Here is a 15,010-nt window from a genome sequence, read left to right on the forward strand (position 1 = left end):
GTCACAGCGCCGCGAGCGGCTTCAGCACGCCGAGCGCCGCGGCCGCCAGCACGCTGCCCCAGATGCCCCACACGTAGGGTAGGCAGCCGTCGATCGCCCGTCGCATCGTGCGCTCCACCTCCGGCGTGGAGCCGGTCGTCATCAGCGTGCCGAAGGCCGGCCCGAACGGGCGCAGGGTGAGCCGGATGCCCAGTCCGCAGGCGATCGCGACGCTGTAGAGCAGGATCTTTCCGCCCAGCCACTTCGGGTTGGTGTCCACACCGAACGGTGCGGCGGCGAAGAGCGTGTAGAGCGCGGTCCCGGCCAGCCCGGCGATCAGCGCGATGCGGACCGTCCAGTCCGCCCGGCGCACCCACCGGCGGTGGCCCGGGCGGTGGTGGTCGGAGATCGTGGCGGCCAGCCACCCCGCCGCGAACACCCAGAGCAGCGCGACGATCGGCCAGCCGAACGGGTTGATTCCGAAGACCCGCGCGCCGTGCGGGTCCAACGCCATCAGCGTGACGCCGCTGGGCAGGAAGAGCACCAGGCAGATCTTGGGCCCCAGGTCGAGCCCGCTCATGATCTTCAGTGCGGTGGCCCGGGCGGCCGGCGTGAGATCGGGCTTGAGGACGAACCGGCTCGACCAGAAGACCCCGAGATCCCCGCCCAGCCAGAAGACGAAGAGCACGATGTGCAGCAGAATCCACCAGCCGTACGGGTGCGGTCCCATGAAGCCTCCTTGACGTCTCGGCCACTAATGGAAACACTGTATTCGCAGTCGAAACAATGGCCGCATCGCCGGGGCGTTGTCGAGCGGAAGGGCCCGAAGCCGTTGAGGTCGTACCTGTACGTGCCCGGGGACGCGCCCGACAAGCTGGCCAAGGCGGCGGGGCGCGGCGCGGACGCGGTGATCGTCGACCTGGAGGACGCGGTGCCGCCGGCCGGCAAGGACGCCGCCCGCTCGGCGGTCGCCGCCTTCCTGCGCGCCGCGCCGCCCGGGGTCGCCTGGTGGGTGCGGATCAACCCGGGCCGGTTGGGCAACGTCGACGCGGCGGCCGTCGTGGGGCCAGGGCTCGCCGGGCTCTGCGTGGCGAAGGCCGAGTCCGCCGCCGAACTGGCCGCCCTCGACGAGGTGCTCGGCGCGGCCGAGTCGGCGGCCGGGTTGCAGGCGGGCACGACCGCCGTGGTGCCGCTGCTGGAGTCGGCGGCGGCCGTGGTCGCGGCCCTCGACATCGCCCGCGCACCCCGGGTACGACGGCTGCAGCTCGGCGAGGCGGACCTGCGCGCCGATCTCGGCGTCACGCTCGGGCCGGACGAGCGGGAGTTGCTGTTCGTCCGCTCGCAGGTGGTGCTGGCCAGCGCGGCGGTCGGCATCGAGCCCCCGGTGGCGCCGGTCAGCACCGACTTCCGGGACCTGGTCGCACTGCGCACGTCGACGATGGCGCTGCGACGCCTCGGTTTCGTGGGCCGGGCCTGCATCCACCCGGCGCAGATCGCGGTGGTGAACGAGGCGTTCACCCCCTCGCCCGGCGAGGTGGCGGCGGCGGCGGACCTGGTGGCCCGCTTCGACGCGGCGGTCCGTGACGGTGTGGGGGTCTGCCTCGACGCGCAGGGCCGGCTGGTGGACGAGGCGGTGGTCCGCTCCGCCCGGCGCCTGCTCGCCCTGGCGGTGTAGGCGTCCGCGTCAGTCTCGGTAGGTGTGACCGGGATGTGACGCGACCACCGGCCGCGTCACATCCCGTCGTCATCACATCCCGTCGCCGGACCACGGGCCGCGCGAACGGGACCGCACCGGCAGGGTGGAGATGACCGGCGCCTCGTCGTGTTCGTGGTAGTTGGTGGCGGTGCCGCCCCACTTGATCCACTCATCGGTGGTGTACCAGTTGATCAGCTCGCCATCGGACCGGATGATCCAGTCGATGTCGGTCTCGGCCACGAAGTGGCCGTGCTTCACCCCGGCCGGCCGGAAGCAGTAGGTGCCCTCGTCGATGTCGCCGAAGTTGTACGCCATCTTCCCGCCGAGCGTGTAGAACTCCTCGTAGCAGGGGTGGTGGGCCAGCCGGTGGTCGCTCCAGCCCTTGTGGGCCCGGATCAGCCGGGTGTAGAAGTTGGTCGCCGGGTCGCGGTGCAGCAGCTTGATGTAGAGCGGGGTGATCGGCCCGATCGTCGGGGCGGCGGTCCACTCCATGGCGTTGGAGTCCACCACCGTCACCTCGCCGACGGCGCTGTCCCACCGTGCTGAGGCCGGATTCCACTGTGCCTTCTCGACGTCGAAACCGCAGTCGCCGTACTCGCGCCAGTGCAGCACCGACGAGCCCTCGCGGATCTTGATCCAGTCCATCGGCACACCCCGCGGCACCTGCAGGTAGCCGCCGGGGCCGATCTCCTGACCGCCGTAGGTCAGCGAGCCGGACCGCACGAAGAACTCGGTGTCGGCGTGCGGCACGCCCGGCCCGCGCCCCCAGTCGCTGTCGAACCGCAGCGACAGCGAGGACGATCCGTTCTCCTCGTCGGCCGAGAGCCGGCGTTCGTGGACCCCGCCCTCGCCGTGCGGCAACTCCCCGACGTGCCAGATGTAGTCATTTTCGTGAATCAGTTCGACGTGCGCTCGCACCCGCTGCTCCTCACTTCGCGTTTCAGGGTCTTCCCGGCGGCGTTGCGGGCGGTGCCCCCGGCCGGAGGTGCCGGGGCACACGGCAGCCGGCGTTGGTGAGATCGGTGCCGTCCGGGACCAGCATGGCTGCAATGGAAACACTGTTTCCATCGGCGGGGCAAGACCAGCACCGACATTGTTCCCCCTAGCGAAACGGTGTATCCAGAGCATACGATGCGTCGCATGAACGGGGCACACTCCGACGTCAGGGGCCGGGCGACCGGCACGCTCGATGCCGACTACGCCGACGCCGGGTTCGCCCGTCGGCTCGGCTGGGGTACCCGGCCCGCGCTCGTGCTGGTCGACCCGGTCGCCGCGTACGCCGTACCCTCGTCGCCGTTGTTCCTGGCCACCGCGGAGAGCGCGCTGTCCGCGATGGCCGCGCTGGTGGCGGCGGCCCGCGCGGCCCGGGTTCCGGTGGCCTTCACCGCGGTGCGGTACGCCGACGAGTCCTGCGCCGAGGCGCCCCTGTTCGCCGCGAAGGTGCCGGCGCTGACCGCGTTCGCCGCCAGCAACCCGCTCGGCGACTTCGCGGCCCAGGTGCTGCCTGCCAGGGGGGAGCACATCGCGTACAAGCACTACGCCAGCGCCTTCGCCGGCACCGCGTTGGCCGCCTGGCTCACCACGGCCGGCGTCGACACGGTGGTGCTCGGCGGCTTCTCCACCAGCGGCTGCGTCCGCGCGTCGGCGGTCGACGCCCTGCAGCACGGGTTCCGCCCGATGGTGGTGCGCGAGGCGTGCGCCGACCGCGATCCCGGCCCGCACGAGGCCAACCTCTTCGACCTCGACGCCAAGTATGCCGACGTGGTGCCGCTGGCCGACGCGGTCGCCCGGTTGACCGGCGACTGACCGGACCCGTTCTCCCGACGTGAGTGGGCAGGAGCAGTCATGCGTAAGGCAGTCATCACCGGCAGCACCAAGGGGATCGGCTTCGCGCTCGCCCGCGAGCTGCTTTCGCGGGGCCACTCCGTCGTCGTCTCGGGGCGTACGCGGACGGCCGTGGACGACGCCGTCGCGCGGCTGCGCCCGCAGGCCGCCGCGGAGGCCGCCGTCCATGGGTTCGCCGTGGACGTCACCGACGCCGCGCAGGTCGAGCGGGTGTGGAGTGCCGCGGTCGACGCGCTGGGCGGCGTTGACCTGTGGATCAACAATGCCGGTGTCGCCAACACCACCCGGCGGATCGTCGAGACCGCGCCGGAGGACGTCCGGACGATGGTCACCACGAACATGCTCGGCACCGTGTACGGGTCGCAGGTCGCCGTCCGCGGCATGCTCGCCGCTGGGGGCGGCCAGGTCTTCAACGTGCTCGGCGGCGGCAGCGACGGCGCGATCCGCCCCGGCATGGGGGTCTACTCGGCCACCAAGCGCGGTCTGGACTCCTTCACCCGGGCACTGGTCAAGGAGGTCACCGGCTCCGGCGTGCGGATCGGCCAGATCCGCCCCGGCATCCTCATCACCGAGGGGTGGCTGCGCGAGGCGGCCGCCGCGCCGGAGCAGGTGGCGCGGCAACGCAGGCTGCTCAACATCCTCTGCGACCACGTCGACGACGTCGCCCCGTACCTGGTCGAACGGATGCTGGCGAGCACCAGCAACGGCGACGCGATCGCGTGGCTCACCACCGGCCGGATGACCCGCAAGTTTCTCATCGCCGGCAAGCGCGACGTGCTCGGCCGCTACGGACTCTGACCTCGCCCGCGCACCGTGGCAGGTCCATGAACGCCTCAGGGAAGGATGGCACCGGGTGAAGGGTGTGCAGCTCAACATGGCTGCCGGGATCCGCGAGTTCGGCCGGGCCACGCCCGGCCGGGTCGCGGTCGTCGATGGCGACCACGCCGTGACGTTCGGTGCGCTCGACGAGCGCTCCAACCGGCTCGCATCCGCGACGCTCGCGCGCGGCATCGTTCCCGGTGAACGGATCGCGGTGCTGAGCAACAACCGCTACGAGTATTTCGAGATATCGGCGGCGATGGCCAAGGCCGGCATCCCGACCGTACCGCTGAACACGAAGAACAACAGCTCGGACAACGCCTACATCCTCGCCCATTCGCGGGCGAGGGGGATCATCCTGGCCGACGAGTTGGCCGGCAACGTCGGCGGTCTGCTCGACGACCTGCCACTCGTGCTCAGCTTCGCGGGCGAGGTCGGCGAGCGGTACGAGACGTTCCTGGGGCAGGGCCGCGCGGTCGATCCGCAGGTCCCCGTCAACGAGACCGACCCATTCTGCATCACGTACACGTCCGGCACGACCGGGCGGCCCAAGGGCGTCCTGCTGACCCACCGGGGACGGGTCCTCACCGCGTTCGGGGTCGGGCTGGACTACGGGCTCGGGCCCAACCGCAGCACGATCGCGGTCGCGCCGATGTTCCACGGCGCGGGGTTCGCGTTCGCCTACGCCGCCCCGATGCTCGGCGGCTCGTGCACCGTGCTGCCGACCTGGGATCCGGAGCGGCTGCTGGACATGATGGTGGTCAGCCGCGCTTCCACGGTGTTCCTGGTGCCCACGCACGCCCAGCACATCCGCCGATTCTGCGAGGAGCCGGCTGCCCGGTACGACCTGTCGGCGCTGCGGACGCTGTATTTCAACGCCGCCGCGTTGCCGGTCGCGCTGAAGGAGTGGGTGATCGCCGCGTTCCCCGGCGTCGACGTGCACGAGCTGTACGGCTCGACCGAGTGCTCCATCGTCACCAACCTTCGCCCGGAGTTCGCCCTGCGACGGGCCGGCAGCGTCGGGCATCCCTGGTTTTGGAACGAGGTCCGGCTCACCGACGACGACGGCAACGAGGTCGGGCCGGGTGAGCCCGGCGAGCTGTTCGCCCGCTCGCCGCTGCTGCTGGCCGGTTACCTCGACGACTCCGAGGCCACCCGGGCCGGATACGACGCGCACGGGTTCTTCTCCGTCGGGGACGTCGCCGTGCGCGATGAGGAGGGTTTCATCACCATCGTCGACCGGAAGAAAGACATGATCATCGCGGGCGGGATCAACATCTTCCCCCGCGAGATCGAGGAGGTCATCGCCCGCCACGAGCCGGTCGACGAGGTCGCCGTGATCGGTGTGCCCGATGAGGTGTACGGCGAGCGCATCGCCGCGTTCGTGGTCGGCCGCCCGGGGACGCGGATCGACGTGGGGGCCCTGGAGGGCCACGTCCGGCAGCACGTGGCGCGCTACAAGGTGCCCCGCGAGTGGCATGTCGTCGACGCGTTGCCGCGCAACCCGAGCGGCAAGGTCCTCAAGCGGGTGGTCCGCGACAACTACCTCGCGCGGTGTCGAAAGGAGATCGACTGATGGGGCTCAAGCCGGGCTGGACCGGGCGGTTCTTCGAGGACTTCGAGATCGGAGACGTCTACCAGCATCCCCTGGGACGCACCGTCACGGAGGCCGACAACACCTGGTTCACGCTGCTGACCATGAACACCAACGAGATGCACTTCAACGCCGAGTACGCCGCACGGTCGGAGTTCGGCAAGCCGCTCGTGGTGTCGACGCTCACGGTGGCCATCGCGGTCGGGCAGAGCGTCACCGACCTGACCCAGAACGCGTTCGCGAACCTCGGCTGGGACGAGATCCGGATGACCCACCCGGTGTTCGCCGGTGACACGCTCTACAGCGAGTCGCTCGTGTTGGAGAAGCGCGAATCCGCGTCCCGCCCGCATGCCGGCATCGTCACGGTGCGCACCCGCACGCTCAACCAGCACGGCGACGAGGTCTGCTCCTTCAAGCGCACGTTCTATGTGTACCGCCGGGGTGCCGAACAACTGGAGAACCTCTTCCCCGTCGGGAAGTCCCCGCTCTCCCTCGACCACGACAGTGACCCGACCGCATGAGGCTCACGTACCAGCCATGGGGTGCGACGCTCGCGGAGCTGGCCGACGCCGGGCGCCGGGCGGAACGCGCGGGCGCCGAGGTGCTGTGGGTGTCGGAGCTGCACCGCAGCGCGACCGGCACCGCCGCGGCCCTGGCCGGGGCGACGTCGACCGCGCAGATCGGCACCTCGATCGTCCTGGCGTTCACCCGCAGCCCGATGATCACCGCGCTGGAGGCGCTCGACCTGGACGAGCTGTCCGGCGGCCGGTTCGTGCTCGGCCTCGGCTCCGGGGTGCGCCGGCTCAACGAGGACTGGCACAACGTCCCGTTCGGCAAGCCGGTCGGTCACCTGCGCGAGACGGTCCGCAACATCCGGCTGTTCTGGGACGCCTGCACCACCGGCGCCGAGATCCGTGCCGACGGCGAGTTCGCGCCCATGCGCATCCGCGGCTACGCGCGGCCGTACGCCGTGCCGGAGCGGCCGATCCCGGTGTACCTGGCCGCGATGGGCCCGTTGATGACCCGGCTGGCCGGCGAGATCGGCGACGGTTGGATCAGCCACGAGCTGTGCTCACCGGGATACCTGCGGGAGCAGATCCTGCCCGACCTCACGCTCGGCATCGACCGCGCGAACGGCAGGTCACGTCACGACCTCGACGTGGTCGTCTCCGCGTGCTGCTCGGTCGCCGCCGACCCGGCGCTCGCCCGCCGCCGCGCCGCCGGTCTGGTCGGCTTCTACGCCACGGTCCGCACCTACGCCGACTTCTTCGCCTTCCACGGTCTCGCCGAGGACCAGCAGGCCGTCATCGACGCGTTCCGGGCCGGCGCGAACGCGGACCACCTCGCGGGCAGCGTCAGCGACCGGATGGTCGACGCGCTCACCATGACCGGCACCCGCGACGACGTCGCCGCCCGGATCGCGGCCTATGACGGCATCGCCGACACGGTGAAGCTGAGCCCACCCACCCATGGGTTGCCGGTCGCCGAGATCCGCGCGGCCCAGGACGAGATCATCGCGCTGATCGGTGAGCTGACGGGAGCACCCACATGAGACCGCTGGAAGATCTGCGCATCATCGCGGTCGAGCAGTACGGTGCGGGACCGTTCGGCAGCGTGCACCTGGCCGACCTCGGCGCCCAGGTCATCAAGATCGAGGACCCGCGGGCCGGTGGCGACGTCGGCCGGTACGTGCCGCCGTACGCCGAGGATGAGGACTCGCTCTTCTTCGAGACGTTCAACCGCAACAAGCGCAGCATCTCCCTCGACCTGAACACCGCCGCCGGGCGCGGCGTCTTCGAGCGTCTCGTCGCGGTCTCCGACGTCGTCTACTCCAACCTGCGCGGGGACGTGCCGGAAAAGCTGCGCATCCGGTACGACGACCTCAAGCACCTCAACCCGCGCATCGTCTGCGTGTCGCTCACCGGGTTCGGGATGACCGGGCCGCGCAAGCGGGAACCCGGCTACGACTACGTGTTGCAGGGTCTCGCCGGCTGGATGGAGCTGACCGGTGAGCCGGACGGGCCACCCACCAAGTCCGGGCTGTCGCTCGTCGACTACTCGGGCGGCTTCGTGGCCGCGATCTCGCTCCTGGCCGGGGTGCACGCCGCCCGCCGCGACGGCGTCGGAATGGACTGCGACGTCAGCCTCTACGACACGGCGGTGTCGATGCTGACCTATCCCGCGACGTGGCACCTGAACGCCGGGTTCCGGCCCGTCCGCACGCACCACTCGGCGCACCCGTCGCTCGTGCCGTTCCAGGCGTTCGAGGCCAGGGACGGCTGGCTGGTCGTCGGCTGCGCGAAGGAGAAGTTCTGGGCCCGGCTGTGCCACATCATCGGCCACCCGGAGTGGGCCGAGACCGGCTCGCCGTACGCGACCTTCGCCACCCGCCGGGAGAACCGCGCCGACCTGGTGCCCCGGTTGGAGGCGATCTTCCGGCAGAAGACCGTCGACGACTGGCTGGCGCAGCTCTACGCCGGGTCCATCCCGTGCGGCCCGATCAACGACGTCGGCGCGGCCCTGGCGGACGCGCACACCGCCGCCCGGAACCTCGTGGTCACCACCGACCACCCCCGGTACGGCGAGGTGCGGCAGCTGGCGTCCCCGGTGCGGGTCGGCGACGAGACGCCCACCTACCGGCGGGCGCCGCAGCGCAACGAGGACCTCGTGCTCGTCACCGAGGAGATTCTGGGCCTGGATGCGTCTCAGGTGGCGGCGCTGCTGGCGGCCGGCGCGTTCGGCGACGCCGAGCCGGCACCCGGCACCCCCGACAGCCTCGACACCACGGCCGCGTCACGATGATCGCGAAGGAGCTTGCCGAGTGGGGCACCGGTCCCGTCGAGGTGCCGGCCGGGGTGCGGGCCGCAGCGCTGCGGCACCTGCTCGACGGGGTCGGCACGGCGCTGGGTGGGTTGTGTACCGGCACGGTGGCGGGGGAGTCCGGCGGGCCGTCCCCGATTCCGGCCGTCGCCGTCGCCCGGGCGCTCGGCGGGCCGCCGGAGGCGACGATCATCGGGTCGCGGGGCCGGGTGGGGGCGCCGGCCGCCGTGCTCGCCAACGGCACGCTCGTGCACGCGCTGGACTTCGACGACACCCACGCCGGCGGCCTCGTCCATGCGACGGCCGTGGTGCTGCCGGCCGCGTTCGCCGTCGGTGAGCAGGTCGGCGCGGCCGGCCGGGCCGTTCTCGAGGCCGCCGTCGTCGGCTACGAGACCGTGTGCCGGGTCGCCGCCGCCGCGCCGCACGGCTTCCACGCCCGAGGGCTGCACGCCACGATGGTGGCCGGCGTGTTCTCCTCGGCGATCGTCGCGGCCCGGCTGCTCGGCCTCGGCGCCGCGCGTACCGTCGACGCGCTCGGCATCGCCGGCAGTCAGGCCGGCGGGCTCCTCGCGTTCCTCCACAGCGGAGCCTCGACGAAGCAGTTGCACCCGGGGTTCGCCGCGCACGCCGGCATCCTCGCCGCCCGGCTCGCCGCGGCCGGGGCCAGCGGCCCGGCGAACGTCTTCGAGGGCCCGCACGGTGTGTACGACGCGCTCGCCGCCGGCGCGGTCGACCTCGCCTCCGTCACCGCCGAACTCGGCACGCGCTGGGAGACCACCCGGATCGGCATCAAGCCGTACCCGGCGTGTCAGCTCTCGCACGCCGCGATCGACGCGGTCCGCGACGCGGTGCGCCCCGGCGGGGTCGGGCCCGGCGACGTCGTCGCGATCGACGTCGACGTGCACCCCGACTCGGTGCCCACGGTCTGCGACACCCGGCGGGACCTGGCGCGGCCGGCGTCGCCGTACGCGGCGAAGTTCTCGCTGCCGTGGAGCGTCGCCGCCGCCGTCGTCGACGGTGACCTGACCACCGCGACGTACGAACCGGACTCGCTCGGCCGGCCCGAGGTGGAGCGCCTTGCCCGGCTGGTGCGCTGGCACGTCACCCCCACCGGCGGGGCCGCGGCCGACGCGCCCGGCGCCGCACGCATCACGCTCGTCGACGGCTCGGCGCTCACCGGCAGCGTGCCGCGCAGCGCGGGCGGGCCGGACAACCCGCTGACCGACGAGCAACTCGTCGCGAAGTTCCACGGCAACGCCGGTGGCGACACCACCCACGTCGTCGACCTGCTGCGCCGCCTCGAAGAGCTGGACACCATCGAACCGCTCATGGTGGCGCTGGCCGCTGCCGGCACAGGCAGGGACCGCCCGTGACACCACACGCCATCAGACCGCCGTCCTTCCGCTGGTTCCCGTACGACGGCTTCACGTTCTGCCTCGGTCTCGCCGAGGGCGACGCGGCCTGGACCTCCGGCCACACCTCCGCCGCGTTCGACGAGGCCGTCGGCAGGATGACGGTCGCCGGGGACATGGGGGCGCAGGCGCGCACCGCGTACGAGAAGGTGCTGACGATCCTGGCGGCCGCCGGGTTCGGGCCGCAGGACGTCACCCGGGTCACCGAGAACGTGACGGTCGCCGGGCTCGCCGAGTACGAGGCGGCCGCGGCGCTCCGGCGGGAGGTCTTCGGCGACCACGAGCCGGTGCTGCGAACTGTCGTCGTCGAGCGGCTCGTGCGGCGTACCGCGCTGGTGGAGGTCGAGCTGCACGCGGTCCGGGGCGGCGGCGAGGTGCTGGTCGCCAGCGAGCCTCGGCGGGCCGGCACCTGGCGGGCCTCCACCGTGCGGACCGGCCACGACGGCGCGGTGTACCTGCCGACGATGCTCCCGGTCGACGCGACCGGCGCCGTGGTCCACCCGGGCGACTTCGCCGCGCAGTACGCCTACTGCCTGGACCGGGCGGGGGACCTGCTCAAGGCGGTCGGGTTGTCCCTCGACACTGTCGTCACGACCTACGACTACTCGACCCCGGAAACGCGCGACGTGTACCGCCGGACGCACCGCGTGCGGAAGGACCGCCTCGGCGGCGCCGGCGTGTACCCGGGCGCGGGCGGCATCCTGATGAGCCGACTGCACCACCCGGACGCGCTCGTCGCGATCGACGTCACGGCCTCCCGGCACCGGTTGGAACTGGTCAACCCGGGCTGGTCCCGCTACGACACGCTCACCTACGCCCCCGGGATCAGGGCCGGCCGGACGCTCTACATGTCCGGTTTCGCGGCGCTGGACATGCAGACGCAGCAGGCCCTGCACCCCGACGACATCGTGGCGCAGGCCGAGGCGACGTACGGCGCGATCCTGCATCTGCTGCGCTACGCCGGCCTCGGACCGGAGCACCTGCTGGAGACGACCGAGTACTGCGTCGAGTCGGCGCTGCCGGCGTACCGGGGCGTGGCCGGGGTGCGGGAACGGCTGCTCAGCCCGCCCTGGCCGGCGTCGACCGGGGCGATCTGCAAGGCCCTGCTGCGCCCCGAGTTCCTGCTCGAGGTGTTCCCGACGGCGGTCTACCCGACCATCAGCGGCGCGGAGGAGACGGCGTGAGCCTGCTGACCGACGAACTGCGCTCGCTGCTGGGCACGAGGAAGGTGTACACCGCGCCGGAACCCCTCGGCGCCGCTGCCGGCCGGTACTTCGGCCTGGCCATCGGCGACGACAACCCGCTGTACTCGGACCCCGAGTTCGCCCGCGCGCAAGGCTTGCCGGGCGTGACCGCCCCGCCGACGCTCATCTGCGAGACCAACCAGTACGCGAACCTCCCGATGAACAGCGACGGCTACGCCGGGCACTCCTGGCACCTCGACGCCCCCGGCACCCGCCAGGTCCGCGGCGGCAACAGCTACACCTTCCACCGCCGGGTACGCCCCGACGACGTCATCACCGCGACCTGGGAGATCCACGACCTGATCGAGAAGCAGACCCGCACGGGCGCGGACATGCTCGTGGTCTGCTCGCGTGCGACGTACACCAACCAGGACGGCGAGCTGCTCGCCGTCAACGAGGAGACGATCATCCTGGTCAGCCTGGACGGTGCCGCATGACATCCCGGGTGCCACCGCACGTCGGGGATGCGCTGCCCGCGCTGGAGCGCACCATCACGCTCACCGACATGGTCGCCTACGCCGGCGCCACCTGGGACTGGTACCGCCTGCACTTCGACCCCGAGTTCGTGGCCGCCGCGCGGGTCCCGGGCCCGGTCGTGGACGGGCAGGTGTTCGGGGCGCTCTTCGTCGAGCTGCTGCAGGACACGCTCGGCCCGCGCTGCTTCGTGCACGAGCTGTCGTTCACGTTCCGGAACCTGATGTTCGCCGGTGAGACCGTCCGGTGCGAGGGCACCGTGGTCGAGGTCGGTGCCGACCGCGTCCGGGTCGACCTCTCCGCCACGATCCTGGCCAGCGAGTACGGCCCGCAGCGACCAGCGGCCCGTCCTGCCCACGCGACGGTCCTGCTGGGCACGGCCGATGGACCGGGTGCGCGGTGACCGGCGTCGCGATCGTCGGTGCGGCCGAGTGCGACCTCGGCAGCACCGGGAAGTCCACGCTCACGCTGCAGACCCAGGCCGTCACCCGGGCGCTCGCCGACGCCGGGCTGACCCTCGCCGACGTCGACGGACTGGCCACCACCGGGGTGTCCCGCTTCTCCACCACCCAGCTCGCCGAGTACCTGGGATTGCAGCCCCGCTGGGTCGACTCGACGTTCGTCGGCGGGTCCGCGGCCGAGATGATGGTCGCCCGTGCCACCCAGGCGATCGAAGCCGGCCAGGTGTCCACGGTGGTCATCAGCTTCGCGTCGAACCAGCGCTCGGCGCGCTCGCGCAGCCTCGGCGGGATCGTCGAGGAGCACATCCCGGAGGCCCAGTTCGAGACGCCGTACGGCCCGCTGTACCCGCTGTCGTACTACGCGATGGCGGCGCAACAGTACTTCCACCGGTACGGCGGGACGCGGGAGAAGCTGGCCGAGATCGCGGTCGCCGCCAGACAGTGGGCGCTGCTCAACCCGGCCGCGTTCCGCTACGGCGCCGGGCCGCTGACCGTCGACGACGTGCTCGCCGCGCCGATGGTCTCCAGCCCGCTGACCGTCGCTGACTGCTGCCTGGTGACCGACGGCGGCGGGGCGGTCGTGCTCACCGCGCTGGACCGGGCCCGCGACCTGCGGCACCCGCCGGTACGGGTCCTCGGGTACGCCGAGCGGTCGACGAACACGTCGATGACCGCCGTCGCGGACCTGACGGTCACCGGTGCGCGCGAGTCCGGCCGGGAGGCGTTCGCCCGGGCCGGAATCACACCCTCCGACGTGGACGTGTTGGAGGTGTACGACTCGTTCACCATCACGGCCGCGCTCAGCATCGAGGCGCTCGGCTTCTGCGGACGGGGGGAGGTGCTCGACCTCATCCAGGACGGCAGGATCCGTCCCGGCGGTGGGCTGGCGTTGAACACCTCCGGCGGCGGCCTGTCGTACTGCCATCCCGGTCAGTACGGGGTGCTGCTGCTGGTGGAGGCGGTCCGCCAGCTGCGCGGCGAGGCGGGTGCCCGGCAGGTGCCCGACGCCCGGTTGGCCGTGGCGCACGGCACCGGCGGGATCCTGTCCACGCACGCGACGGTCGTGCTGGGGGTGCGGTGATGCTCGTATCGCCGCCCGATGACGTGACGGCCGGCTGGTGGGACGCCACCCGGGAGCATCGCTACATGCTGCAGACCTGCGGGTCCTGCGGGCACGTCCAGCACCCGCCGCGAGCGCTCTGTACCGCCTGCTCGTCCATGGCGGACCTCGGGTTCGTCGAGGCGTCCGGCGACGGCGTCGTGGACACGTTCACCGTGGTGCACAGGGCACCCGCGCCGGGGGTCGCCGTGCCGTACACGGTCGCCCGGATCCGGCTCACCGAGGGACCAATAGTGTTGTCCACCCTCAATGGCCAGGACTGGCGGATCGGGGACCCGGTCCGCGTCGGCTGGCTCGATCTCGACGACGGCCGGGCACTGCCGGTCTTCCACCGCTGACGGAGGCTCACCCATGGACTTCACGCTCACCGAGGAGCAGCAGGACTTCCGCGCCCTGCTCCGCACGTTCGTCGACCGCGAGATCATCCCGGTCGCGCGGGATTGGGAGCACGCCGGGCGGTACCCGACGGAGATCGTGCGGGGGATGGCCGAGATGGGGCTGTTCGGCATCACCGTGCCTGAGGAGTACGGCGGCCTCGACCTCGACCCGGTCTCGTTCGCGCTCGTGTTCGAGGAACTCGCCCGCGGCTGGATGGGCATCGCCGGCATCCTCGGCAGCCACTCCCTGGCCTGCCGGATGATCGCCATGCACGGCACCGAGGAGCAGAAGCGGGCCTACCTGCCCGACCTCGCCACCGGCGCCCGGCGGACCGGCATCGGACTCACCGAGCCGGACGCCGGCACCGACCTGCAGGGCATCCGCACCACCGCCCGTCTCGACGGCGACCACTACGTCGTCAACGGCACCAAGATGTGGATCACCAACGCGCGGTACGCCGACCCGCTGCCGGTGCTGGTCAAGACCGACCCGCACGCCACGCCCGCGCACACCGGCATGAGCGTGCTGCTCGTCGACGCGACGCTTTCGGGGTTCCAGGTCCTGCGGGACATCCCGAAGCTCGGCTACAAGGGCACCGAGTCCTGCGAGATCCTCCTCGACAATGTGCGGGTGCCGAAGGAGCAGTTGCTCGGCGGCGTCGAGGGCGTCGGCCTCAAGCAGGTGTTGTCCGCCCTGGAGTGGGGCCGGGTCAACATCGCCGCCCGATCGGTCGGCATCGCGCAGCGCGCCCACGACGAGGCGCTGGCCTACGCCCAGCAGCGCGAGGCGTTCGGCAGACCCATCGCCGAGTTCCAGGCGATCCAGCTCAAGCTCGCCACCATCGCGATCCAGCTGCAGGCCGCCCGCCTGATGGCGTACTGGGCGGCCGACGCGGTCCGACGCGGTCGCGCCGACGGGCAGACCGGCATGGCCAAGGTGTTCTGCTCGGAGGTCGCCCTGGAGGCCGCGATCGACGCGATGAAGGTGCACGGCGGCTACGGCTACTCCACCGAGTTCGAGGTCGAGCGCCTCTACCGGGACGCGATCCTGATGAGCATCGGCGAAGGCACGAACGACGTCCTGCGAACCGTTGTCGCGAAGGCGCTCGTACGCGGCGAGGTGACCGTCTGATACTCCCGTGGTCAAGCTCGGGCGGGGAAACCCCCCG

Annotated in this window: 16 protein-coding genes; 14 read left to right on the top strand and 2 right to left on the bottom strand. The window is 71.8% G+C overall.

From position 1 onward, the window contains the following. Position 1 precedes the first annotated feature (1 nt). Positions 2-709 (bottom strand): hypothetical protein, encoded by a 708-nt coding sequence (locus ABZS37_RS01815; protein ID WP_355164895.1) that lies wholly within the window; start codon positions 707-709, stop codon positions 2-4. Positions 710-811: 102 nt separating this feature from the next. Here ABZS37_RS01815 and ABZS37_RS01820 point away from each other — a divergent pair, with 102 nt between their 5' ends. Then, positions 812-1,654 carry a CoA ester lyase gene (locus ABZS37_RS01820; RefSeq protein WP_355164896.1) on the top strand — a complete coding sequence of 281 codons (843 nt, stop codon included), beginning with the start codon at positions 812-814 and terminating at the stop codon, positions 1,652-1,654. Positions 1,655-1,726: 72 nt separating this feature from the next. Here the strand turns inward: ABZS37_RS01820 and ABZS37_RS01825 are convergent, their stop codons facing one another. Next, on the bottom strand, positions 1,727-2,593 hold the full coding sequence (locus tag ABZS37_RS01825) for a DUF4437 domain-containing protein (RefSeq protein WP_355164897.1): 867 nt from the start codon (positions 2,591-2,593) through the stop codon (positions 1,727-1,729). 222 nt (positions 2,594-2,815) lie between these two features. Here ABZS37_RS01825 and ABZS37_RS01830 point away from each other — a divergent pair, with 222 nt between their 5' ends. Genes ABZS37_RS01830 through ABZS37_RS01890 form a run of 13 tightly spaced genes read left to right on the top strand, consistent with a single transcriptional unit; the run spans position 2,816 to position 14,973 of the window. Then, the gene (locus ABZS37_RS01830) at positions 2,816-3,481 is read left to right on the top strand and encodes an isochorismatase family protein (protein WP_354992248.1); all 666 of its coding nucleotides are present in this window, start codon (positions 2,816-2,818) and stop codon (positions 3,479-3,481) included. 39 nt (positions 3,482-3,520) lie between these two features. Continuing rightward, positions 3,521-4,318, top strand: a complete 798-nt coding sequence (locus ABZS37_RS01835; protein ID WP_355164898.1) for an SDR family oxidoreductase — start codon at positions 3,521-3,523, stop codon at positions 4,316-4,318. A gap of 55 nt (positions 4,319-4,373) precedes the next feature. Then, positions 4,374-5,915: an AMP-binding protein gene (locus ABZS37_RS01840; protein ID WP_355164899.1), complete on the top strand. Its 1,542-nt coding sequence runs from the start codon at positions 4,374-4,376 to the stop codon at positions 5,913-5,915. Further along, positions 5,915-6,454 (top strand): MaoC family dehydratase, encoded by a 540-nt coding sequence (locus ABZS37_RS01845; protein ID WP_355164900.1) that lies wholly within the window; start codon positions 5,915-5,917, stop codon positions 6,452-6,454. The genes ABZS37_RS01840 and ABZS37_RS01845 overlap by 1 nt, the downstream gene beginning before the upstream one ends. Further along, positions 6,451-7,485, top strand: a complete 1,035-nt coding sequence (locus tag ABZS37_RS01850) for an LLM class flavin-dependent oxidoreductase (RefSeq protein ID WP_355164901.1) — start codon at positions 6,451-6,453, stop codon at positions 7,483-7,485. Before ABZS37_RS01845 ends, ABZS37_RS01850 begins: the two co-directional genes overlap by 4 nt. Beyond that, entirely contained in the window at positions 7,482-8,735 is a 1,254-nt protein-coding gene (locus ABZS37_RS01855; RefSeq protein ID WP_355164902.1) for a CoA transferase, read from the top strand. Before ABZS37_RS01850 ends, ABZS37_RS01855 begins: the two co-directional genes overlap by 4 nt. Next, positions 8,732-10,126, top strand: coding sequence for an MmgE/PrpD family protein (locus tag ABZS37_RS01860; protein WP_355164903.1), 1,395 nt, complete (start codon positions 8,732-8,734; stop codon positions 10,124-10,126). Before ABZS37_RS01855 ends, ABZS37_RS01860 begins: the two co-directional genes overlap by 4 nt. Further along, positions 10,123-11,349 (top strand): RidA family protein, encoded by a 1,227-nt coding sequence (locus ABZS37_RS01865; RefSeq protein ID WP_355164904.1) that lies wholly within the window; start codon positions 10,123-10,125, stop codon positions 11,347-11,349. Before ABZS37_RS01860 ends, ABZS37_RS01865 begins: the two co-directional genes overlap by 4 nt. After that, positions 11,346-11,846: a MaoC family dehydratase N-terminal domain-containing protein gene (locus tag ABZS37_RS01870; protein ID WP_355164905.1), complete on the top strand. Its 501-nt coding sequence runs from the start codon at positions 11,346-11,348 to the stop codon at positions 11,844-11,846. Before ABZS37_RS01865 ends, ABZS37_RS01870 begins: the two co-directional genes overlap by 4 nt. Then, positions 11,843-12,286, top strand: coding sequence for a MaoC/PaaZ C-terminal domain-containing protein (locus tag ABZS37_RS01875; RefSeq protein WP_355164906.1), 444 nt, complete (start codon positions 11,843-11,845; stop codon positions 12,284-12,286). The genes ABZS37_RS01870 and ABZS37_RS01875 overlap by 4 nt, the downstream gene beginning before the upstream one ends. Next, positions 12,283-13,425, top strand: a complete 1,143-nt coding sequence (locus tag ABZS37_RS01880; RefSeq protein WP_355164907.1) for an acetyl-CoA acetyltransferase — start codon at positions 12,283-12,285, stop codon at positions 13,423-13,425. The genes ABZS37_RS01875 and ABZS37_RS01880 overlap by 4 nt, the downstream gene beginning before the upstream one ends. Next, positions 13,425-13,802, top strand: coding sequence for a Zn-ribbon domain-containing OB-fold protein (locus tag ABZS37_RS01885; protein WP_355164908.1), 378 nt, complete (start codon positions 13,425-13,427; stop codon positions 13,800-13,802). Before ABZS37_RS01880 ends, ABZS37_RS01885 begins: the two co-directional genes overlap by 1 nt. 13 nt (positions 13,803-13,815) lie before the next feature. Continuing rightward, entirely contained in the window at positions 13,816-14,973 is a 1,158-nt protein-coding gene (locus ABZS37_RS01890; protein WP_355164909.1) for an acyl-CoA dehydrogenase family protein, read from the top strand. The last annotated feature ends 37 nt before the right edge of the window (positions 14,974-15,010 follow it).

It is taken from the genome of Micromonospora sp. NPDC005413, assembly GCF_040606435.1.
GTDB lineage: Bacteria > Actinomycetota > Actinomycetes > Mycobacteriales > Micromonosporaceae > Micromonospora.

Coding starts and splice junctions, on each gene's coding strand:
- ABZS37_RS01815 (WP_355164895.1), bottom strand. CDS start 709: ATGGGACCGCACCCGTACGGCTGGTGGATTCTGCTGCACATCGTGCTC.
- ABZS37_RS01830 (WP_354992248.1), top strand. CDS start 2,816: ATGAACGGGGCACACTCCGACGTCAGGGGCCGGGCGACCGGCACGCTC.
- ABZS37_RS01835 (WP_355164898.1), top strand. CDS start 3,521: ATGCGTAAGGCAGTCATCACCGGCAGCACCAAGGGGATCGGCTTCGCG.
- ABZS37_RS01845 (WP_355164900.1), top strand. CDS start 5,915: ATGGGGCTCAAGCCGGGCTGGACCGGGCGGTTCTTCGAGGACTTCGAG.
- ABZS37_RS01850 (WP_355164901.1), top strand. CDS start 6,451: ATGAGGCTCACGTACCAGCCATGGGGTGCGACGCTCGCGGAGCTGGCC.
- ABZS37_RS01855 (WP_355164902.1), top strand. CDS start 7,482: ATGAGACCGCTGGAAGATCTGCGCATCATCGCGGTCGAGCAGTACGGT.
- ABZS37_RS01860 (WP_355164903.1), top strand. CDS start 8,732: ATGATCGCGAAGGAGCTTGCCGAGTGGGGCACCGGTCCCGTCGAGGTG.
- ABZS37_RS01875 (WP_355164906.1), top strand. CDS start 11,843: ATGACATCCCGGGTGCCACCGCACGTCGGGGATGCGCTGCCCGCGCTG.
- ABZS37_RS01885 (WP_355164908.1), top strand. CDS start 13,425: ATGCTCGTATCGCCGCCCGATGACGTGACGGCCGGCTGGTGGGACGCC.
- ABZS37_RS01890 (WP_355164909.1), top strand. CDS start 13,816: ATGGACTTCACGCTCACCGAGGAGCAGCAGGACTTCCGCGCCCTGCTC.